General features: G+C 68.9%; 16 protein-coding genes and 4 pseudogenes. 13 read left to right on the top strand and 7 right to left on the bottom strand.

Translation table 11 applies throughout. The annotated features are described in order from the left end of the window. Positions 1–10: 10 nt before the first annotated feature. The 3 genes and pseudogenes from BOQ63_RS00905 to BOQ63_RS00895 form a co-directional block, all read left to right on the top strand. Positions 11–415 (top strand): annotated as a pseudogene (locus tag BOQ63_RS00905) (GFA family protein); the annotation flags it as partial. 33 nt (positions 416–448) lie between these two features. Then, positions 449–1,114, top strand: a complete 666-nt coding sequence (locus BOQ63_RS00900) for a M15 family metallopeptidase (RefSeq protein ID WP_072653796.1) — start codon at positions 449–451, stop codon at positions 1,112–1,114. 233 nt (positions 1,115–1,347) lie between these two features. After that, a complete protein-coding gene (locus BOQ63_RS00895) occupies positions 1,348–1,665 on the top strand; it encodes a hypothetical protein (RefSeq protein ID WP_143174572.1) in 318 nt (105 codons plus the stop codon). Positions 1,666–2,454: 789 nt separating this feature from the next. Here BOQ63_RS00895 and BOQ63_RS00890 read toward each other — a convergent pair. After that, entirely contained in the window at positions 2,455–2,805 is a 351-nt protein-coding gene (locus BOQ63_RS00890) for a competence protein CoiA family protein (protein ID WP_143174571.1), read from the bottom strand. A gap of 348 nt (positions 2,806–3,153) precedes the next feature. After that, a complete protein-coding gene (locus BOQ63_RS00885; protein WP_072653054.1) occupies positions 3,154–3,474 on the bottom strand; it encodes a DUF6087 family protein in 321 nt (106 codons plus the stop codon). 131 nt (positions 3,475–3,605) lie between these two features. Here BOQ63_RS00885 and BOQ63_RS00880 point away from each other — a divergent pair. Continuing rightward, positions 3,606–3,728 (top strand): annotated as a pseudogene (locus BOQ63_RS00880) (helix-turn-helix domain-containing protein); the annotation flags it as partial. A 127-nt stretch (positions 3,729–3,855) separates the two neighbouring features. Here BOQ63_RS00880 and BOQ63_RS00875 read toward each other — a convergent pair. Together BOQ63_RS00875 and BOQ63_RS00870 are read right to left on the bottom strand one after the other, a co-directional pair. After that, on the bottom strand, positions 3,856–5,622 hold the full coding sequence (locus BOQ63_RS00875; protein ID WP_072653053.1) for a hypothetical protein: 1,767 nt from the start codon (positions 5,620–5,622) through the stop codon (positions 3,856–3,858). A 258-nt stretch (positions 5,623–5,880) separates the two neighbouring features. Then, complete coding sequence (locus BOQ63_RS00870) at positions 5,881–6,252, bottom strand: NUDIX hydrolase (protein ID WP_197697925.1); 372 nt, start codon at positions 6,250–6,252, stop codon at positions 5,881–5,883. 440 nt (positions 6,253–6,692) lie between these two features. Here BOQ63_RS00870 and BOQ63_RS00865 point away from each other — a divergent pair, with 440 nt between their 5' ends. Together BOQ63_RS00865 and BOQ63_RS00860 are read left to right on the top strand one after the other, a co-directional pair. Further along, positions 6,693–9,674 (top strand): ATP-binding protein, encoded by a 2,982-nt coding sequence (locus BOQ63_RS00865; protein ID WP_454129673.1) that lies wholly within the window; start codon positions 6,693–6,695, stop codon positions 9,672–9,674. Further along, positions 9,671–10,876 (top strand): response regulator, encoded by a 1,206-nt coding sequence (locus tag BOQ63_RS00860; protein ID WP_072653050.1) that lies wholly within the window; start codon positions 9,671–9,673, stop codon positions 10,874–10,876. Before BOQ63_RS00865 ends, BOQ63_RS00860 begins: the two co-directional genes overlap by 4 nt. Before the next feature lie 105 nt (positions 10,877–10,981). On the opposite strand, the gene BOQ63_RS00855 is transcribed toward BOQ63_RS00860, so the two are convergent. Continuing rightward, complete coding sequence (locus BOQ63_RS00855; protein WP_072653049.1) at positions 10,982–11,314, bottom strand: NUDIX domain-containing protein; 333 nt, start codon at positions 11,312–11,314, stop codon at positions 10,982–10,984. Between the two features lie 698 nt (positions 11,315–12,012). Between BOQ63_RS00855 and BOQ63_RS00850 the strand changes: the two genes are divergently transcribed. The 4 genes and pseudogenes from BOQ63_RS00850 to BOQ63_RS00835 all read left to right on the top strand — a co-directional run bounded on the left by BOQ63_RS00850 (position 12,013) and on the right by BOQ63_RS00835 (position 16,342). After that, complete coding sequence (locus tag BOQ63_RS00850) at positions 12,013–12,792, top strand: methyltransferase domain-containing protein (RefSeq protein ID WP_072653048.1); 780 nt, start codon at positions 12,013–12,015, stop codon at positions 12,790–12,792. A gap of 307 nt (positions 12,793–13,099) precedes the next feature. Further along, complete coding sequence (locus BOQ63_RS00845) at positions 13,100–13,609, top strand: NUDIX hydrolase (RefSeq protein WP_079183306.1); 510 nt, start codon at positions 13,100–13,102, stop codon at positions 13,607–13,609. 83 nt (positions 13,610–13,692) lie between these two features. Further along, positions 13,693–14,529: a 5'-3' exonuclease gene (locus tag BOQ63_RS00840; protein WP_499503243.1), complete on the top strand. Its 837-nt coding sequence runs from the start codon at positions 13,693–13,695 to the stop codon at positions 14,527–14,529. 505 nt (positions 14,530–15,034) lie between these two features. Continuing rightward, positions 15,035–16,342, top strand: a pseudogene (locus BOQ63_RS00835) (UDP-glucose dehydrogenase family protein). A gap of 151 nt (positions 16,343–16,493) precedes the next feature. Here BOQ63_RS00835 and BOQ63_RS00830 read toward each other — a convergent pair. Then, on the bottom strand, positions 16,494–16,976 hold the full coding sequence (locus BOQ63_RS00830) for a glycosyltransferase family 4 protein (protein ID WP_072653047.1): 483 nt from the start codon (positions 16,974–16,976) through the stop codon (positions 16,494–16,496). A gap of 83 nt (positions 16,977–17,059) precedes the next feature. On the opposite strand from BOQ63_RS00830, the gene BOQ63_RS00825 reads away from it, so the two are divergent. From BOQ63_RS00825 to BOQ63_RS00815, 3 genes and pseudogenes are all read left to right on the top strand, one after another. Continuing rightward, on the top strand, positions 17,060–18,007 hold the full coding sequence (locus tag BOQ63_RS00825) for a S66 peptidase family protein (protein ID WP_072653793.1): 948 nt from the start codon (positions 17,060–17,062) through the stop codon (positions 18,005–18,007). Positions 18,008–18,325: 318 nt separating this feature from the next. After that, positions 18,326–18,862: pseudogene (locus BOQ63_RS00820) on the top strand (coenzyme F420-0:L-glutamate ligase); the annotation flags it as partial. Positions 18,863–19,246: 384 nt separating this feature from the next. Continuing rightward, entirely contained in the window at positions 19,247–19,846 is a 600-nt protein-coding gene (locus BOQ63_RS00815; protein ID WP_072653046.1) for an SMI1/KNR4 family protein, read from the top strand. A 296-nt stretch (positions 19,847–20,142) separates the two neighbouring features. On the opposite strand, the gene BOQ63_RS00810 is transcribed toward BOQ63_RS00815, so the two are convergent. Beyond that, positions 20,143–21,051 (bottom strand): hypothetical protein, encoded by a 909-nt coding sequence (locus tag BOQ63_RS00810; protein WP_143174570.1) that lies wholly within the window; start codon positions 21,049–21,051, stop codon positions 20,143–20,145. Positions 21,052–21,070 lie beyond the last annotated feature (19 nt).

Below are 21,070 nucleotides of genomic sequence, written 5' to 3'. Positions count from 1 at the left end.
GAGGACTCGCATGAGCAACACATCACCCACTCTCGGCACGCCCTCCGTGCCCGCTCGGCCCCTGCTGGCCACACGAGCCGCGTCGGATGCTCCACCGCCGGTTCGAACGGGACACTGCCAGTGCGGCCGGATCTCCTATCAGCTCACCGGAGTCCCGGATGATCCGCATTTGTGTTCATGTGTCCATGAGACGCGGATCTCCGGCGGGCCCGCAGTGCTGTGGGTGGGCTTCCCCCTGGAGTCCCTGATCTGGACCGGGCCCGGTGGCGAGCCGAAGTGGTATGCGACCTACCCGACCCTCCGCCGTGGCTTCTGCCCCGACTGCGGCACCCATCTGGTGTCCGTGGCCGATGACTCCAGCAAGGTCATGGTGACCGGCTTCAGCCTCACTGACCAGAGCGGCATCGAACCCCTCGGTCACTCCTATCGCGAGAACGCCGTGCCCTGGATGCACATCACCCTCGCGCCCGGTCCGATCGTCCTGATGTCCGACCCGCGCGTGGCGGCCATCCCCGTCACCGACTGTGGCGAGCCGCTCACCGATGTGCGCAGAACCCTCCTGGTGGACGACCGCAGAGCCGACACGACCGGCTCGTACGCCCATCTGCGCCGCGGCGTCCTTGACCGGCTTGTTCACGCCCAGTCACTCCTGCCCGACGGGGTGCGCCTGCTCTACGTCGAGGGCTACCGCCCGCCCGACCTGCAGCGGCGCTACTTCGAGGAGTACGCCGGCGAGCTCCGCGCGGCCAACCCGGCCTGGCCTGACGACCAGGTCCACGAGGCCGCCAGCCGATACGTGTCCCCGCCGGAGATCGCCCCGCACAGTGCCGGCGCCGCCGTCGACCTCACACTCGTGGACGCCGATGGCGTCGAGCTCGACATGGGCACGCGCATGAACGCCAGCCCCGAAGAGAGCGACGGTGCCTGCTACACGGAGGCCGCCTCGATCAGCCCCCAGGCCCGCACGAACCGGGCCGTGCTGGCTGAGGCCCTGTCCACCGCCGGGTTGATCAACTACGGCACGGAGTGGTGGCACTGGAGCTACGGCGACCGGTACTGGGCCCTGATGACCAACCAGCCAGCGGCCCTGTACGGGCCCCGAGCCCTTCGCTGACCGGGTTTGTTCGCGGCCAAGGGGACGGGCACCGGCTCGCTTCCGGCGGGGAGCGCAGCGGTGCCCGAGGTCAGGCGCACGCACGAGCAGAGCAATCACGAGCGGTGCGCCAGCTATAACAGAGCCGAGCGAGCGGCAACGTAGCCGTGGCCATGCGGCGTTCAACGCCTGAGAAGCCAGCTGCGAGTCTTGGATGTCTTGACATCCAAGACTACCAAGAGCAGGGTGCGGACATGACTGAGATCCCAGCCCCCACTGGGGAGTGCTTCTGCGGGTGCGGATCCGCCGCCCGGCCCGGCAACTACTTCCGGCAGGGCCACGATAAGAAGGCCGAAGGCGACCTCAACGCGCTCTTTCACGGCGACCGGGTTGTCCAGCGGCTTGTCGACCGCGGGTACGGGCCGGGCGGTCAGAACCTGCACCAGGCCGCCATCAACGCCGGTGTGCGGGAGGCATGCGGTGTGGTCGAGGGCTGTCCGGCCAGCGGACGGCCCGGCAGCGCGGAGCTGAGAAGGCACCGGGCCACCCACCCACGTCCCACCAGCAGCTGACGGGCAGCCACCTCACTGGGTAGGGGCTCCTGCTCGGGCAGGACGATGATGCGGGTGCCGTTGGGCGCGGTGCGGCCGAGGATGCGCAGCTCGTCGAGGTTGCGGACGAAGATGAGCAGCCCCCAGTCGACGAACTGGGGCCGGGGCCGCAGGACGGCGTGGGGGGCGGTTGCCCGCGTACAGGGGTGTGCCCAGGCCCCAACGGCGATCGCCCTCGTGGTGGCGCAGCTGGGCGTCGACCCCCAGCAGGAGGCGGGCCTCGGCGGCGGCGTGCAGGTATTCGCGCTCGCGGCTGGGCAGGTTGACCTGCCACACCGGCTCGGGACGCCAGGCCGCGCGGCGACCCTGCTCGGGTACGACGGGCTGCTGAGCCGGGGGCTTGGGCTGCCGCCCTGGCCCGGCGCTCCGCTTCCCAGCGGCGGCGCTCTGCCTCTTCGAGTCGCTGCTGTTTCTCGAGCTTGGCGACAGCGCGGTCAGCGCGGTCGTGGGCCTTCCGGTAGCCCGCGGCGGCGGTATGTACTGCGGTGCAGTCCACACGCCGGTCCAGACATGCTGCTCGGTGTGCAGCCAGTCCGGTAATCGGTGGGCGACGGCCCGGCCGGTCAGCGCCCAGGCGGTGAAGGGCCGCAGGCCAGCTTCCGTCTCGTGCCACTCGCCGTGGCCGACGGAGCGGCACAGGAAGTGCTCGTCGCACGTGTCGACGGTGAAGCGGGCCAGCCCGCCGGCCACCGTCCAATTCGGCTCGTCGTCGCTCGGCGGCCGGACGTGCACGGAGGGCACTTCGCCAACTCAGGGCCGCAGCTTGGTGGTGACCCAGCACACCCGTACGCCGTCCTTGGCGAACCGGGCGGTGCGCTGGCTGATCTCGTCGACGGTGATCGGGGACAGCTGTGCCTCCCAGGCCATGCGGTGGCGCCCGTCCGGGGAGGTGGCCATGACGTCGGCCCGCCAGTCGCCGTCCGGCCCGCGGACCTCCAGCTCGGCGTGGTAGCCAGCGGCGCGTACGGCGGTGGCGAGGTCGAGTTGAGCAGGTGGTGCTCCAGGGACTCCCCGGCCAGCGCGCAGGTCGGTGAGCCGGGGTCGTGCGCGAAGAACCTCAGGCCGTGCCGGGAGACCTTCGCGTGGACCGGGTGCGCGCACGCAGGGCACGTCACCGCGACCCGGGGCCGGGCGTGGTGGACCGCCTCCCACGCCCAGCCGCAGCCGAGATCCGCCTGGGTGGCATCCAGCCGTTCGCGTCCGTCGTGCTGTGCGGTGAAACCCAAGGTCGTGCCCCCTTCACGTGTACGTCCGGCCGCGGTCAGCGGTGCAGGTCCTCGTTGAGCCGACGCCCGCAGCGAGCGGACAACGGTGCTGGCGCCGCCAGCCAGCCGATGCAGCAAGGCCCGGATCGCGACATCGTTCCCGGCGCGCACGCCCGCCACCATCTGCTAAACCAGCCCTCGCTGCGGCCCGGCCCGCGCGGAGGCGCCGCTCTGACTCAGGCTCTCAGCGGCCTTCCTCCGTCGGGGCCGTACGGCGGTGCCGCCCCTTCCCCGGCCCGAGCGCAGGGCGATCCCACTCGGCTGGCTTATCCTTCACCGGCTGCGGCGGATACAGCAGCGCCTTCGCGGCGTCCAAATTCTCGACGACGCCGATCGTCTCCCACTCTGTGCCGTTCCACTCCTGAATGACCCGGGGAGCGTCCGGCTCGACGTGCGCCGCTCGATGCCGACCCTCGGTGAGCGGCACCGCCCGTAGCCTCCCCTTCGAGGCAGCCCGGCGCTCCTCGCGCCGCCGTGCCCACTCCTCCAGCGGTTCCTCGTTCATCGGAGCATCGTGGCGCAAGCGCGCTCCGTGCCGTCACCCTGCGCGGCGCTGTCTTCGCCGAATCGGTGGCCAGCGCCTCCCCCTCACACGATCATGAGGGCATCGCCCACCCTTGCAGGGGGAATCAGCTCATGCCCAAGAAGACGCCTGCCCGCCGGCTCACGCCCGGCCCGGACCGCGACGAGCTCGCCGCCGACCTGAAGTCGAAGTACGAGGGAGACGAGTCGATCAGGGCTCTGGCCGAGGAGACGGGCCGCTCGTACGGTTCGAAGACGCAGGGGCCACATTCCGCTCGCGCGGCGGCGCCCCGCGCCGTACCGAGAGCCGGCGCCGGGAGCCGGCCGTCCGCAGGGGTGGGTGCGGGGGCCGCCGCTGGTGCTCCTACTGCGCCCGTTGGAACCGGGAGACCTCCACAGCCCACTGCGCCACCGCTTCAAGGTCGCCCCGCGGCTGGGGCTGGCCGGCCGCAGCCGCTATCCGGGGGTAGGCCAGATGCATGTCGTGATCGGCCCCCGTGACCAGAGCGGACAGCAACGGCGCGGTCTTCGCGCGGCTCCGGTCCACCTGGATGAGCACAGCAGTTTGCTGGCTCCGGTCGATGGCGGGCAGACCTGGCGGGAGCTGGGCGCGAATCTGCGCCCAGGTGAGCGTCGAGCCGGTCGCTGCTGCCTTCTGCAGGATGCTCTTGACCGCGGCGGCCAGCGGGTCGAGTTTCACCCGCGCGGGGCTCTCCGGCTTCCCGGCCGCCGGGGGCTTCGTGCAGGCACGGGGCTGAGTGTCCGTGGTGCGCGCCGGGCGTCGCTGTCGCGCCTTGCGACTCCAGTTGGCGACCCGCTTGCGTTCGGGGTCCCTAAGGTTGGGGCCTGCGATGTTCGCCGCCCGTGTCAACTCCTCCACCAGCTGCGCCAGCTCATCGTCGGCCAGGAGGTCGCTCTCGCGGTCGAGCCGCTCCAGCAGGCCACGGGCTTCTGCTGCTGACTCCTTTGCCCTGTTCGGCTTCTTGCTCTTGGAGGGCCCGGGCCTCTTCGGGGCCGTCGGCGCCGGCCGGAAGTGCAACTGCCTTCGCAAGGCCGCCTGGGCCGGGGACTGATCGGCGTAGTCGTACTCGCGCAGATAGGCGCGGGCCGCGGCCAGGATGCGGTGCTCCTCGGCGCTGGCACCCCGGCGGGTCAGGGACGCGGCCTGTTGAATCCCCGAGCGGACATCCCATGCCCGCCGTTCACGGACCGCGGTGTCCAGGTCCTTGAAGATGCGACGTTGGTACTCCTCGTGGGGGGCCAGCCACGCTTTCGCTTCCTGAAGGGCCCTTTCGGCCTCGGCCCGGGCCGTGGAGGGCAAGCTGTCCAGGAAGGAGCTGCTGCCGTTGCAGAGCCTGCGCACGTGGTCCACCGTCCCCGTCCGCTGCGCTGCCTCCAGGCCGCGGACGAACGTGACCACACTCTCCGGCAGAGTGCCCCGGCCGGAGGACGGCCCCGGTGCGGCCGGCCGGCTCCCGGCGGCGGCACGGTCCCGCAGGATGTGGGAGGCGGCAGGGGTGAGCAGGCCCTCGCCCGCCCACGTGCACTCACTGAACGGGACCCACTCGGTGGGGCGGGCCAGACTCTGGGTTCCGATCCACACGCGGCGACTCGCCCCGTCGCTGTCGCACCTGACTCGGTAGACGTATGGGCAGTCCGCGAGCACGTCCGGATCCGGCACCACCCCGGGGCCGAGAATGACGGTGTGCTGACGCGCCCAGTCCGGCTGCACAGCGCCGTCCATGTGGATGCGCAAGGACAGGCCGTCCTCCAGATCGACGTCGACGAGGGAGCCGATCGGCGGCGGAAAGGCGAACCGGGCAAACCGGCCGAACTCGAGCAGCGAGCGCGACATCGCCGACTTCACGTACAGGTGATCCGCGCTGGACTCGCCGACGGACGGCCGGCGGCAGGTGTTCGGGGCGCCGTTCGGCAGCGGATTGTGCTGGAAGTGACACTGACGGTCGACGTAGAGCTTGGTGGCGAGCTGGCCCCCGCAGCCGCCCAGGAGCAGCCCGCACCAGAACGTGTCCTGCTGGTGGGCACGGCGGAACACGTCGAGCTCGATCGCCTCGGTCGGCAGGATGATCGGGACATCGGAGTGTTCATCGCCGATGACCGCGGTCTGCACCAGTCTCGTGTCCCGAACCACGTCGCCCCCACTCGCTCTCTGCAACAAACGATAGATCGCTGGATTCGTAGGCGCGGGCGTTCCGCCGACAGCGGACCGTCAGCGTGCCGGAAGTATCGAGCGGACGTCTCGCCCAGGTCCTGAGCTCCCTGGCGAGGCCACGCCCGGGGTGGACAGCCCCGACGAGGTGGTCGGCGATGGTGAAGGCGACTTTCGGGTCGGCGAGGAAGCCAGCCGGTTGGACTTGGCGGCGGCCGGCTACGCCACGGGGACGGTGAGGCTTCCCGCGCGGATCGCGTCGAGCAGCGCGTCCTTGACCTGGGGCGGCATCAGGTTCAGTGCCTCGACGGCTTCAACGGTGAGCTGGACCTCCTCGAGTAGGTACTCGCCGCGGTCGTCGCGCGCGAACTCCGGGCCGGTGCGGTCGTCGAAGTTCCAGACGACGATCTGGGCGAGGTAGAAGTGCTCGGTCTCGCCTTTGTCGTTCTCCAGCTGGCAGAACGGGTGCAGGTCGACGGCTTCGCCGGCGATCTCCTCGCGGACTTCCCGCAGCAGCGCGGCTTCTTCCAGGTCGGCGTCCTCGGGCTCGCCGTCGCTGTCCGCCTCTGGGACCGGCACGTGCGCGGCCACGGCTACCCCCAGCTAACCGTCCACCCTGCCATGACCCCGGACAGCAACCTTCCGGCCGGCTACGTCCTCGATAAGAGGCTTAGCCGCCTGGTGTTCCCATGGCCCGGGCATCACTCTCCCCCGCGCCCGGCGGCCGTTGAGTGCGGCTGCTGCCGCTGACAGTGCGTGATGGCACATCCGGCCAGAAATATCGTCGGCCGCTGACGGCATCTGGGCCTGGCCACCGCGCCGTGCCGACATCGGTCGCCGAGGGTGGCAACGCCGAGACTTGCTTCGGGAGCGGAGTGCCGACCATAGATCTGCTTGATCGCCTCACCTGGGGGAGCTGACGCTACTACTGTCCTGCGTGAGAGAACGACGTCGAGGCGACTCGCGGCTCAGGTGGTGGGGGACGGATGACTACGGGCTCGGCCCGCGCTTCCACAGGGCGCCCGTTGGGCGTGCTGGAGCGTACGGTGGTAGACGGTCAGCACGATCTGACACCTGCCTTGGTGATGCTGAATGACCTCGGGTTAAGCGACCCGCCTCCGGGCTTCCGCCGGGCGCTCAGTGCCGCGCTTACGCACTCCTCCTATCTTTATGAACACCCAGAAGAGTTACCAGGTGTGACGGGAGGTCTCCTGGAGGCACTACAGGCGCTCGGTTCTACCTACCTTCGGAAGTTGGCGGCCGTCAGGGCGTACCAGCGTCAACCGTTCTCGGCCGTGGGTCACCTGGCCAAGCACGTCGGACAGGTCCCTCCTGAGTTTCAGCGCTGGGCTGTCGAGCAGACCTGGGTACTGCGATTGTGCCGAGTCGGCCGCAGCCTCAACGTGAGCTCGTTGCCGCCCAGCGTGGCCGCTGCTCTGTTTCGCCAGCTGCTCGGCTTGCTCTGCCTGGCTGGCAGGGAATCCGTGGCCGAGAGCCTGCTGGATGACCTCGTCTCAGGGGCAGCCAGTCCCCAGGCAATCGCAGATCCCAAGACGGAGCTGCAGGAACAGCTGGCTGACAGCCGACCCAGCTATGAGTATTACCGCGAGGGTCCCGACCATGCCGCTGTCTTCAGAGCCGTCGTGACCGACAACGACGGCCGCCAGGGCGCGGGAGAAGGTGGCAGCAAGAAAGTGGCGGGCCGGAACGCCGCCCTGGACTTCCTGCAGAGGCATTTGCCTCACGTTGTGCGTGCGCAGGCTGATCGCGAGGTTCGGAAGCCGTTGTTCATGGAGATTCCTGGCCCGGAGCCGCACCGCAGAGCTGTACGAAGGGTGCAGGATCTGTTCTCGCTGTCACCGGCTGCTCGCCCTCTTCTGGGGCAGGCCCTGGTCCATGCGTCCTGGGCTTACGAGCAACGTGACCTGATGGCGCGTTGCGGCCAGCAGGACAACCAAGTCCTCGGATTCATGGGCTCGCAGGTGCTCAATTTCGAGGCTGTCCTTATTCAGGCGGCGCGTGCAGTGATCTCCCCGCCTGAAGAGTTCCGCTTGAACACTCCTCCGAACACAGTATTCGACACTGCCTTCCGGCATGCGGATCTCGTGCCCGCCCTGCTCCTGGGGGTTGGCCAGGCGTCGGAGGGAATTCCTATCGAGCTGGGCTCCAACGCCTTCCAGGCGCTGCTCGGCGCCGTATTCATTGCGAAGGGCTTTCCTGTCACCCTCTCGTCGGAGTGGCCGCTCGAGTGGGGACCGCTGTGGCGGATCTTCACAGAGGCGCCGAATGGGCTCGATCCCACGACGGAGCTCGGCCGCGCGGCCAGCAGCATGCAGCTGGACGTGGACTTCGAGGTGCGGGAGTCCGGCCCGGATCATAGGACTGTTCACCATGCCACGGCCGTGCTAAGTAGCGCAGTGTTAGGTGCCCGTATGAGGGCCGCAGAGGGGTCCGGGATCCGGGGCAAGACGCCAGCACGATTCCGCGCGGCCGAGGTCGTCCTGGACGTCTTGGACGCCCTCGGCGAGCGCAGACCTGCACAGGCGTTGCTGACCCGATCCGAGGTGGACCAGTCTACGGGGCGGTTCATCCTGGCCCACCAGGCCGCAGTACTGGCTGGGCACCGTATTCCGCTGCCGCGTTGGATCGCCGGACGGTTGTTCGGGCTTCACTGGGCTGGGTCTCCTGAGGCCCTCGTCGAGTGGGCTGCGGAGTCGGACCTGCTGCTGACGCAGATTGCGGGCTTCGAAGCGGACAGGCACCACTTTGAGGGCGCCTTCCGCGCCGCTCACGACGCTGAAGTGGCGGACGACCAGGCCCGCGGCATTGATGTGGAGCTCGCCAAGGTTCTTGGCCTTCTGGAACAGTTGGAGGACCCCGAGTCCCTGACCCGTGACCACCTTGATCGCCTGACTCAGCTGTGTGACATCTACCGGTGCCTGGGCACGGACGATCCGGATATCGGCCTCGCCGAACTTATCGACGACTGGAAGGTGCTGTACCGCGGGCAGCTGGACGTGGCCGTGGGCGCGAGCATGACCGACGGTCGGCTTACGGGCCGTGAGCGGGCAGTCCTCGACGCAATCGCGACCGCCGTGATGAAACCGAACACGCCAATCTCGGTAGAAGTCCTCGGCCAGCGACCACTGCGTCTGCGGTTCGCCTCAAGCAGCACGCTCGACCCGGCAACCGTCACACAGATGTGCGCCCTGTGGTCCGGCGTGACAAGGACGGCCACGCTCGTACCCACCGACTTCGGAGTCGACGTGGCCATCGTCGGGGCAGACGCTCCAGTTTCTCCAGGGCCGATTACCCGCGCCGCACTTGCCGTACTGCAGCCTGTGACAGAACCGTACCTGGCCTCCGTCGCCGACCTGCTGCACGATCTGAAGAACCAGGTTGTCGCTGCGCGCCTGGCCGTCTCAACGCCGGCCGGGAGCCGGACTGCCAGACTCGAGCAGCAGCTCACTGCCAGCCGGCACCTTGACCAAGCGCACGCCCTCGCTCTTCGACTCAGAGCTTCGACTTCCACCCTCGGAAAGGCCGGCGAGGAGAGCGTTGAGCTTGGCACATTTCTGCGTTCCTACGCTGCGGCCGTCCTCTCGCGTCTACCGGGGTCGATCTCTCTGTCGATCCCCGATGCCAGCAGCGTGGTCCACGTGGCGCTTGGCGAACGGGTGCTGAGCGCGGTCCTTGACAACCTGGTCGGGAACGCGATCGAGGCCATGCCCGACGGCGGTGCCATCACCTTGGAGTGGACCGCCGATGAGTACGAGACGGTGGTCGAGGTGGCGGACAACGGTCCTGGCCTTCCTGCCGAGGTCGTTGCCGCGCTGGCCTCAGGCGATCGGATCCGCAGCACGAAACCCGGAGGCAACGGGCTGGGCCTCCTGGGAGCGAGTGCACTACTGAATCGGGCGGGAGGGCAACTGGCAGCTCTCCCAGCGGGGTCGGGGACTGCCTGGCTCGTGACACTTCCCATCGCAACGATGATGAACCTGGAGACGGAGTGACCCAAGCTCTTGCCGAGGCACGCATCCTGGTAGCGGACGACCAAGGCGACGTTGCCCGAACCCTGTGCGGCCCGCTTCGGAAAGCCGGAGCGCGGCTACGTTACGTCAGCGACGGCCAGGCAGCCATCGAGGCAGTTGCCGCCCAGCCGTTCGATCTCGTCTTGGTGGACATGAAGATGCCCCCTGAAGAATGGGGCGGCCTGTGGCTGCTTAGGCAACTCGAGGCCGGCGGGTGGCGTATCCCCACTCTCGTGCTCTCCGGCGAAGGAGCGAAGCAGCAGGTCATACAAGCCATGCGGCTCGGCGCGGCCGACTGGATCGTCAAGGAGAACGCCGGCGAGGAACTGCTCGACCGGTGCGTCTCAATTCTCGGAGAGCGCTTGGAGCAGGCCCTCGCCGCCGCCAGTGACCAGCTGCCGACCCCGATCGCCTTCCGGATCGCCCGATACATCCGGACGACCGACCCCGACAAGCAGCTGGCCGAAGGGCTCCACGCGCTCGAGTCAGTCCTCCGCCTCGCCGCAACGCTCGGCCTGGCCACCACGCCGCCAGCCCCTCTGCGGGGGATCACCCCCGAGCGCCTCGCCAACCCCAGCATGGGCACGTGGTTCAACCTGTGCACGGCGCTCGCTGACGTCCCTGGAGCGGGCGCCGGCTTCGGACGGCTGTTCTCGTGGCTGGCGCCGGACTCGGCCGTCCGTCAGTCTGTCCAGGAGTTCATCACGATCCGCAACGACCTGGCGCACGGGCGGGCGGCTCCACGCCGCGCCGATCGTGACCGTCTCGATGCTCTTCTTCGGCGCTTCGCGCACCGAGCAGCGTCGTGCGGAAGCTCCGACCTGGCCGTCCCGACCTCCATGACGTTCGACGGGGCGAGGTATGCGGTCGAGGTCCTCGTGTTCCGTGGCACAGGCAAGCCGAATCCGGACAGGGTGTTCACACATACCCCTGTCGTCAACGGAACGGTGCTGCTTCTCGACAGAGGCGCCGAGCCCATTCCGCTCGCGCCGCTGATGGCCTCTGCGGACACCCAAGCATCAGGAACGGCTCTTTGCTTTCAATTTGACGGCCTGCAGCGCGGCAAGGCGGGCCCGGGCCCGACCACACCCCTGAAGTACAGCAGGGCCGACGATGGCGACGAAGCGATAGGCGCGTACCCCACCGCGACCTGGCCCGCGCTGGCGCAGTGGACAGCCCCCTGACGCACCGGAACGGCGAGGCCACGCTGGCAGCCGAACGGGCTTATGCGGTCCTCGGATCCGCCGCTACAACGCGGGTGCCTCGGTCAGTGGGACTTTCATATCGATCTACGCGCCGGGACCGGCCTGGGGGGAGTGCCTGGTACGAGTCGCCGCTGCTCCCGGTGAATCTACCGGAAGAGACGCACTCGGATCGGGGTGTGGCGCTAGGTTGTGCCGGTGACCGAATCCTTGCCGCCTGGCGGCGTTGGACTCGATGTCGGTGCGGTGGATCCCGGTCTCCTCAACCAGTTCCCGGATCGCTCCCGCGCGCGGGTCTTTACCCTGTTCCAGTCCGCCGGCGGGGTAGTCCCACAGCCCCGGCAGGACGTCGTCCGGACGGAGGGGTGGCCGGGCCCCTGTCCCCCTTCCGCGGCTCAGTATCCGGGGCCGGCCGGGCACCCCGACTTGGCAGAGAAGGGGCGCCCGGCCGGTAATCGCATGCCATCACCCAGCCGGATGCTGGGCTCGTCGCTACCTCGCCGTTCGCCGCCCGCGGCGACTTGTGGTGCGTGCCGCCGTCCGCTAGCCGACACGCCGCTGCTGTCCCCCCGACGGGGGAATCCATCCCAAGGCGCCCGACGCCACGGACCGCCGATACTAGGGTGGTCGAATGATTTCCCAAGTTCCCCTGAAAGAAAGGATGTTGAGTCACGAACGGATCTCCCGGATCGGCCGTGACCAGGCTGCCCCCCCGACTTCGACGCTGCAGCGTTCACCAAGGCGGTCACCACCTATCTGCTGCAACCAGCCCTGGCGGCAGGAACCAGGAGAAGTTCCACCACCTGGCCAAACGTACCCCGAAGCCCGGCATGCCACCTTGCGAAGGAGCACAGGCTCCGCTCGACCCACGAACTTCGTGATCACGCCCGGGCTTCCCGTCCGCCACGTTCCACATCACCGACCCCGCACCTGGGCCGTCCAACTGAGCACGCACAACATCCTGCGGCCCTCATCCCGCAGCCGTTGGCGTCGGCATAACCGACGTCATCATCGCCGCTCCGGTCCCGCCCCGCCCGCCACTGGAGCCCGGCCGGACAGACCACGGACGGCACCTGCCTGCCCCTGTTCCGCTCCTTCCTGAGGACCGATGACCGCGTATGAATACCTGGAACGCCCCCGAGCTCGCCGCCGCCTACGGGCGGCACACCACCACCCTGCGCGGCGCGCTGCGCCAGGCCCTGGTCGCCCGCGCCCTCGACCTCCACCTGCCCTCTGGCCAGCTGCGCATCCTCGACGTGGGGGGAGGCGGCGGCCACCAGGCCGTCCGCCTCGCGGGCAACGGCCACCACGTCAGCATCCTCGACCTCGACGCCGCCATGCTCGACCAGGCCCGGGCCGCCTGGGGCCAGACCCAGCAGACCGGTACGTCGACCGGAACCGTCACCTTCCTCCTTGGCGACGGCGAGCACGCCCCCGAGATCGCCGGCACCGGCTACGACGCCGTGCTGTGCCACGGCGTCCTTATGTATCTGCCCGACCCGGCCCCGATGCTCCGCTCCCTGGTCGCCTGCACACGCCCCGGTGGGCTGCTCTCCGTCCTCACCAAGCACGCCGCCGCCCTGGCGATGCGACCCGCCCTCGAACGGCGGCCCGCCGACGCCCTCGCCCTGCTCGACGCCTCGGCCGAGACCGGGCGCCTCGGAGTCGCCAGCCGGGGGCACTTCACCGCCGACCTCAACGCCGTCCTCGCCAAGGCTGGCGCCACCCCGCTCGCCTGGCACGGCGTGCGGATCTTCACCGACCACCTCGGCGACGCCCCGGTCGACAGCACCTTCCAACAGTGGTTCGACCTGGAATGGCGCGCTGGCCAGCAGAGTCCCTACCGCGACGTCGCCCGCCTCATCCACCTCTTCGCCCGGGCCACGGACACGTCATGACCGCACCTCGACGAACTCGCCCGCTCACCCTCCCCGGCGCCTTCGCCACCGCCCGGGCGCACTGCGACGCCGCCTGCTTCGCCTGCCACGGCCCGCCCGACCACTGGCAGATACGAGTCCTGATCTGCACAGCAGCCGACGTGTGCATGCTCGCCCGGGCCCGCAGCCGCTCCGGGAGCAGGCGCCTGGGGCCTCGCGCTGATCGAGTGTCAGGTCGCGCCCGGGCCGAGTTGTCAGTGCCGCCTGCCATGGTGACCCACAGCGCTCATAGGAGTACTGATCGTTACAGCGTGAGGGAGCTGCGTTCATGGAAGCAGAGGTCGGAGTCGCCGAGAGCACGCCGGGCACTGGGGGATGCGGAGGCTCGGGGCGCCACGACAACATCGTCGGGGTACACCTGGTACTCCAGCAGGACGACAGCGTCCTGCTGGGCCGCCGCCTCAACACCACGTTCGCCGAGGGCTGGTACCACGTCCCGGCCGGCCACCTGGAGGCACAGCCGGGTGAGTCGCTCAGCGACTGCGCGGTGCGCGAGGCCGCCGAAGAACTCGGGGTGACCATCTCGCCCGCCGACCTTGAGCTGGCGCACGTGCTGCACCTGCACGACCTGGTCGACGGCCGGGACCGGGTCCAGACGTTCTTCATGGTGCACGCGTGGGCTGGGCAGATCAGCAACGCCGAGCCGCACAAATGTGCGGGCTGGGAGTGGCATCCCTACGACCGCCTTCCCGACCAGCTGGTGGACTACACCCGCGCGGCGCTCGGAGCGATCCGCGCCGGCGTTCTCTACAGCGAGCTCGGCTGGGCTGGGAAGTGATGACCAGCCGCCCGGTCCCACCTGCCCGGCCACCGCAGCTGCAGGCTGTCCCCGGCCAGCCCCGACCCGTCAGAGGTCACACGGTGACGCGTCCGCCGCTGCTGCTCGTCGACGGTCACAATCTCCTCTGGACGGCCGCCATGGGCAGCCCCGCGTCGATCTCCAGCCGAGACGGCGAGAGGGATCTGACCGGCGTCTTCATGTTCCTCGCCCTCCTACGTAAGGCCGTCCGGGAGAACGTCCCACAAGTACCGGAGGTCCTGGTGGTCTTCGACGGGGAGGCAGGCTCCGCTGGCCGCAAGGCCCTCGATCCGGGATACAAGGCCAACCGCTCCGAACAGACGCCGCTGCCGATCAAGAGCCTGCCTGACGTCAAGCGCGGCCTGGACGTCATCAGCGTTCCGTGGATCGAAATTGACGAACACGAGGCGGACGACGTCATCGCCTCCGCGACACGGTGCGCCGAGGCCCGGCACTGCGTGATCCTGAGCCGAGACCGCGACTACTACCAACTCCTGGACGAGCGGGTGCACGTGCTCAACACTTCCCGCGCCGCTGGGCAGCGGATCATCAGCCCCGAGGAGATCGTCCAGCGCTTCCGGGTGGAACCCCGACAGTGGTGCGATCGGGCCGCGCTGGTCGGAGACGCCAGCGACAACATTCCCGGCGTGCGGGGAGTCGGGCCGATCACCGCTGCCCGACTTCTCGCCGACGGCCTTCACCTCGAGGATCTCCCCGAGTCAGGACGACTCACGGGGCGCCTCGGCCAGGCCGTCCTGGCTTCCTGGGAACAGATCCTCACCTGGCGTGACGTGGTCCGCATGATCGACGATATCGCCCTTCCCATTGAGCCGACCGGCGCACCCGCACCGGAGATCCCCAAGGCCGCCGCGATTGTCGAAGCGCTGGGCCTGTGGTGAGGCTCGACCCGTCGCCGAGCACGCTCGGTTCCCGACACTGCGACGGCAGCCCCGCCGAGGGCACCGCCCTACCTGGGGCGCGGCGCACCGCGACAGTGCCTGCTGGCACCACCAGCCAGCCTCGTGCCCCGGCCCCGGCCGCACACCGCATCCCACAGCCAAGCTGGCGGCCCCGGGAGCGGGTGACAGCCATCGGACCTGTGAGGCCACGCACACGCGTAGCGTCACTCGCCTCGCGGACGCGTGAGTCGTCATCGTCTCCAGGGGCGAGCTGCCGAACCGTCCTCGGCCGCCAGGCTCGGCAGGGCAGCGGCAGCGAGGCGTGAGGACCGTGCGCCCCTGTCCTCTGTCCCCTCCCGTGATCTGGCCTCAGAACAGCCGTGGGCGAGCACGCGGCGGTGACCCTCACTCTCGATGGGGAAGCCGTAACAAGGAGCGAGCATGCTCTATGGTCGAATGCGGCTGATAGGCAGGGCATCTCGATGCCGGAAGGGTGAACGAACCAATGGTGGGGAACCGTCGAATCGCTGTGTTCGGGGCGGGCTACATCGGCCTGGTGACCGGCGCCTGCTTCGCGAAGCTGGGGCATGAGGTCGTGGTGCGCGACATCCAGGAGGAGCGCATCGAGGTCCTGCCAGGCGGAGGGGTGCCGATCCACGAGGACGGCCTGGCCGAGCTGATCGCGGAGAACGCCGACCGGCTGACCTTCACTCTGGATGCCGAGGAGGCCGTGCGCGGCGCAGACGTCGTGTACGTGTGCGTGGACACCCCGCCCACGGCGTCGGGGGACGCCGATCTGTCCAGGATCTGGAAGGTGATCGAATCCCTGCGGAATGCCCAGCACCTGGCGGCCGTGGTGGTCAAGAGCACGGTGCCGGTGGGCACCGGAGCGAGGATCAGGGCCGCCTTGGACAGCGCGGGCCTCCAGGCCGTGGGGTAAGCCGCCAACCCGGAGTTCACGGCGGAGGGCAGGGCGGTGCACGACTTCCTCCACCCGGACCGTGTGGTGATCGGCACCGACGATCCCGACACCGCGAAGCTGGTGGCGCAGCTGCACGACGGGGTAGACGGGCCGATCGCGCAGATGGACGTCGCCTCCGCGGAGATGGTCAAGCTGGCTGCGAACGCCTTGCTGGCCACGAAGATCAGCTTCACCAACGAGATCGCGACGATCTGCGAGGCGACGGGCGCGGACGTTGAGCAGGTTGTCCACGCGGTAGGCCTCGACCACCGGCTCGGGCCGCACTTCATGCGCGCCGGCGTCGGGTACGGCGGCTCCTGCTTCCCCAAGGACTCCCGTGCCTTGCGGGCGCTGACCGGCAACTCCGGATACGCGTTCCAGTTGCTGACATCCGTCATCGAGGTGAATGACCTTCAACCGCGGCGGGCGATTCAGCGGCTGAAGGACGAGCTGGGCGGCTTCCAGGGCCGGACGGTCGCGCTGCTGGGCATCGCGTTCAAGGCGGGCACGGACGACGTACGGGAGGCTCCGAGCACGATCATCGCCTCCCGGCTCCAGGTCGAAGGCGCGTCGGTCAGGTGCTGGGACCCGCTGGTGCGCCCGCTCGACGAGGCCCCCTGGTCGTCGGCCACGCGCTGCCTGACGCCGCTGGAGGCCATGGTCGGCGCGGACGCGGCGATCATCGTGACGGAGTGGCCGCAGCTGCGGGACCTCGCGTGGGAGCAGGCGGCGGCGGCGATGGCCCACCCCCTGGTCTTCGACGGCCGCAACGTGCTGGACCCCCAGCAGATGGGCGCCCTCGGCTTCACCTACATGAGCGTGGGCCGCCGCACGGTGCGCGGTTCGGCCTGACCCTGTGCCCGTGACCGGCCGCCACGGATACGGTGTTGGCCGGGGCGGCGTGCTGCCCCGGCCAACACCTTCCCCCATGCTCCGGTCTGGCTGCTCCAGTGCTGTGCTCCCCGGCTCGGCGTCTTGGCCTGCTGCCGGTGGACCGGGCAGGTCAGACCCGGACGCCGGCCAGGACGCGGTCGTACATGCCCGCGTACCGCTCGGTGATGGCGGGCCAGCTGTAGTGCTCGACGACGAAGGCGCGGGCGTGGCGGCCGCGGCGTTCGATCTCCCCGGGGTGGGTGAGCGCGGTCAGCAGGGTGGCGTGCAGGGAGTCGGCGTCGCCTGGCACGGTGAGCCATCCGGTCGGCTGGGACCCGCCGGGCTGGACGGTGCTGAGGGGTCCGCCGCTGGCGGAGGCGACGACGGGTGTCCTGGAGGCCATCGCCTCCAGGCAGACCAGCCCGAATGGCTCCCCGACGGACGGTGTGACGAACAGGTCGGAGGCATTCAGGGCGTCGTTCAGGCCGCCGTGGGAACGCCAGCCCGCGAAGTACACGTCCTCGGTGATCCCCAGCCGCTCGGCCATCGTGTGCGGGTGCTCGCCCTCCCACTCGCCCGGGAAGCCGCCCAGCACCAGCAGGGCCGGGTGCACGCCCCATACAGCTGTTGCCGACCGGTTCGGAAGAGTCCGGGGATTCGGCGAGCCCAAACCCGCGACTGTGGGATGCTCGGGTGATGAATGACAGTTCGTCAGCGTTACTGTCGCCCCGACTTCGCCGGGGCGACCGAGTACGGGTCGTATCACCGGCGAGTCCCCCCAGCCGTGATGACGTCGAACGCGGCGTGGAACTGCTGACGTCCTGGGGTCTACGGGTCGAACTGGGACGCCACGTTCTCGACCAGTGGGGTTACTGCGCCGGCCGTGACGGCGAACGCGCCGCTGATCTGAACGAAGCGTTCGCCGACCCGGGAGTCCGCGCGGTCATCGCAACCAGAGGGGGCAAGGGCACCTACCGGATCACCAGGGACCTTGACACCGATGCGCTGCGCCGCGACCCCAAGCCCATCGTCGGGTTCAGCGACATCACCCACCTCCACACCACCGTGTGGGCGGCGTGTCGTCTCGCCTCACTGCACGGCCCGTTCGTCAGCACGCCTGACAAGGGCCACGACGGTCCTGCCGAGGCCCTGCGTCGAGCCCTGATGACCACCGACCCCGTGGTCCTGCATCGGGATGTCTCGCAGACCACCGCCCAGATCCGTGTCGACGGCACCGCCTCCGGTCCACTTCTGGGCGGCAACCTGGACGCGCTACGCACCATGGCCGGCGCTGGCCTGCCGCACTTTGGCCCATCGATCCTGTTTCTCGAGCACAAGCGGGGCACCGGACTCGGTGAGGTCGATCGCGCTCTGACTCAGCTCATCGGCACTGGAGCCCTCAGCGAGATCAAGGGTGTCGCCCTCGGCCAGTTCCTCGGCTTCGACGTAGACGACGGCGACGAGTCGCTCGGTGGGTGGGGGATCGCCGACGTCCTCCGCGACCGCCTTCAGCACCTGGACGTGCCCATCCTCGGAGGCATCCCCGCCGGCCACGGGCCCAACCCACCGACCATTCCCCTGGGTGCCCAAGCTGTGATCGACACTGACGCCGGGACGCTGACCGTCCAACCTGCAGTCACCTGAGCCGCTTTGGATCATCAGCGTGATGTCGGCACAAGCAGACGGCTACAGCCCGGCCAGCCAGGCTGATCGCCAAGACACAGCTGGATCACTCGGGTCTCGGAAGGCCCCTGATGGGGCACGCGCGGTGGGCGGCAGCGCCTGCAGTCGTGCGTGGCTCGCATGCGTAACCGACTCACCGTCGCCGCGGTGTCGTCCCTAGGCCAGGACGCTCGCCGTCGCCCCGCCAGCCTGCATGCCGCACTCGCTGATGGAGTCCCGCAAGAACCGGCCACTTCTGGCTTCTCTGCCTTCGCCCTGGAACCGTTCCCCAACGTTGAGATGGGCGACGACCTGGCCGGCGTCATCCTCGGCGCGGTCGACGCCACTGGCGCCGAACTGCGCGGCGGCAACATCGTGGTGGTGGCCTCCAAGGTCGTCTCCGTCGCGGAGAAGCGCTACGTCGACCTGGCCACCGTCACCCCGTCGCCCGAAGCTGTGGAGATCTCGGCCCGTACGGGCAAGCCCGCCGCAATCGTCCAGCTCATCCTGGACCACTCCAGCGCGCACTACCTGGCCACCAAGCACAGGCCGATCACCGCCCGGCACCGGCTCGGCTACCAGCTGACCTCCGCCGGGATCGACCGCGCTGGCACAGACGGCGCCTGGCTACTGCCCGCCGCCCCCGACGCCTCCGCCCGGCACCTGCGCGACGCCCTAACCACGGCCACCGGCGCCCAGGTCGCGGTCGTGATCGCAGACTCCGACGGTCAGGCCGACCGGCGCCGCCCGACCGTCATCTCCATCGGCGCCGCCGGCATCGCCCCGCTGCGGACCACCGGGCACGGTGGCAAGCGCCAGGAGGAAACCTTCACCGACGACTCCGACATCAACACCGAAGCCGCCCCGAGCCGTGGGACTGCACGCCCACCACTTCCGCGAGCCCGGCGGCACACACGCCTTCGAGCAGCACCTCGCCGACCTCGGCGTCACCCTGCCCGACGACCCCGGCCACCCGACGCCGCCCGAGCGAACCACGGCCGTCGCGCTGCCACCCGGACTGGTCGAAAAGGTTGAGCATGATCCGTACCGGGGGTGTGACACTGGTAGGAGTCTGTGATCTGGTGATCTGGTGATCTGAGTTCATCCGTGGTGCGGTCCGATGGTGATCCTGCGTTGCCATGGTTCGCGCTTTCTTGCCCGCTGCAGTTCCGAGCGGCCTCACCTGAACCTCTGGGCCAACAAGGGCGCTACTGTTCGACTGTGATCAACACCGACGGAACCCGCCTCGGATCCGAAGCCGCCCGCCGCTTGCAGCAGACCGACTGTTGCACCATCGAACCTGGCCTCAGCGACGACGAGTTCGAGCGCATCGAGGCCGAGCACGGCATCCAGTTCTCCGACGACCACCGCGCTTTCCTGGCAGCCGGCCTACCCGTCTGCTCACCGCCCGAAGAAGGCGCCACCTGGGAGAAGCCCTGGCCGGACTGGCGCAACGGCGACCCCGACGAACTCCGCTCCCACCTCGCCTGGCCGACCGACGGGGTGCTGTCAGCGGTCGAGCACGGGTACTGGCACGCCTCGTGGGGCCCGCGCCTTGCAGAACCGCAGGACGCCCGGGCCGCAGCAGAGAAGCATCTGGCGTCGGTGCCCCAACTGGTACCTCTCTACGCGCACCGGTTCCTTCCCGCAGGTAGCGGAACCCACGGGCACCCGGTCCTGTCGATCTGGGGCACGGACATCATCTACTACGGCGAAGACCTTGCCGAGTACATCAGCCACGAGTTCGAAGAGGGGCACGAGCACCCCGCAGCCTGGAATCCGCAGGCCACCGTCGCCTTCTGGCAGGACTTCGTTCAGTAATCCATCTGCCTGCTGCAGATCTCAGACACGGTCTGACGGCCGGTGAGGTCATCGTGTGTGGTCACCGGGGGCGTACTTCTTTCAGGTTCCTCCCGCATGAGCGGCAACGGCCTCGGTACTCGTCGCCCGAGAGGTTCTCAAGGAAGCGCTGGACCTCCGCCTCGATCTCCAGCATCCACAACCGCACCTCCGGAGCCACCGGCCAGCCAGCGTAGTCAGCGGTGCCCACACGAGGGCGTCGCCACCAGGCACCACGCCCCTCCATGTTGGTCTGGATCGCCGCGCAGTGCAGCTACCTACCCAGTGAAGGACGAGATCGCGGTCGAAACCATCTGCTGCACCAGCGGGTTGGCAGAAGCCTTTGACGCCAGTTCGCCGACCCGGCCGAGCGCGCGCCTGATGCGGCCCTGATCGGGCGCGTCCGCCCGAGCCTCGTCCTCGATGACTTCAGCTTCCTGAATCAGCTCGTCCTGATCCTCTTGGGGGAGCTGCAGCAGCGGAGCGTTGGCCCGGAGCAGACTGACAAGGTTGAGGAGACCGGTTGTGTCTACGCCCGTGGTGGTCGTGGTAGTCATCGACTGCCTGGCGTGGTCGCCGAAGGCAGTCTGGCCGCCATTGTTGTTATAGGTCTGAATGTTGATCTCGGCCGGCCTGCTGGTACCCATAATGCTCCTTACAGTTGTTCCGGAGAGCACCATGTCGATGCCTTCCGCCGTTAGCTGCACTCGCCCGTCCAGGGGGACGGTGGTCGCGATGACGCCTTTGGCCTGCAGATACTGCACGGCCTGGTCGACCTCGTTCCAGGTCACTTCGGTGCCGCTGAACCACCAGTGTTCGCTCGCGGCAAAGGTCTGGAGGGAGGTCCATCCATCGGGTCCGGCCGCGTTGTATATCCAGTCGGGCAGGACTCGGTGAAGATGCTTCTCACGCCTCGCGCGGTCCTGGGCGGCGGCCTCCAGGCTCATGGCATCGCCCATACCACGGGGTGTCAGCTGAAACGTCAGGACCGCGCCATTTGATTGCTGGTGGATAGCCCTCAACTTCCGCGTAGACACCAGATGCGACACGATCGCCTGCTCGTCATCGGGGCTCAAGCCCGCGGATTGCAGAATGCTCTCAGTTGAGAGGACCGCGTCGAGATCTTCCCCGCTGGCGTGCAGGGCTTGGACTAGGAACTGCTGGCGGTACACGGAGGCAGGCGGCATGCACCGCATCGTAGTGCCG

Origin of the sequence: Streptomyces viridifaciens, from assembly GCF_001888885.2 — a bacterium.
Classification (GTDB): domain Bacteria; phylum Actinomycetota; class Actinomycetes; order Streptomycetales; family Streptomycetaceae; genus Kitasatospora; species Kitasatospora aureofaciens.
Note: the sequence above shows the minus strand (reverse complement) of the source record. Positions and strands in the feature narration are given on the sequence as shown.

Bases quoted from the DNA above. Each gene is read 5' to 3' on its own strand.
- BOQ63_RS00900 (WP_072653796.1), top strand. From the start codon at position 449: ATGCACATCACCCTCGCGCCCGGTCCGATCGTCCTGATGTCCGACCCG.
- BOQ63_RS00895 (WP_143174572.1), top strand. From the start codon at position 1,348: ATGACTGAGATCCCAGCCCCCACTGGGGAGTGCTTCTGCGGGTGCGGA.
- BOQ63_RS00885 (WP_072653054.1), bottom strand. From the start codon at position 3,474: ATGAACGAGGAACCGCTGGAGGAGTGGGCACGGCGGCGCGAGGAGCGC.
- BOQ63_RS00850 (WP_072653048.1), top strand. From the start codon at position 12,013: ATGAATACCTGGAACGCCCCCGAGCTCGCCGCCGCCTACGGGCGGCAC.
- BOQ63_RS00845 (WP_079183306.1), top strand. From the start codon at position 13,100: ATGGAAGCAGAGGTCGGAGTCGCCGAGAGCACGCCGGGCACTGGGGGA.
- BOQ63_RS00825 (WP_072653793.1), top strand. From the start codon at position 17,060: ATGAATGACAGTTCGTCAGCGTTACTGTCGCCCCGACTTCGCCGGGGC.
- BOQ63_RS00810 (WP_143174570.1), bottom strand. From the start codon at position 21,051: ATGCCGCCTGCCTCCGTGTACCGCCAGCAGTTCCTAGTCCAAGCCCTG.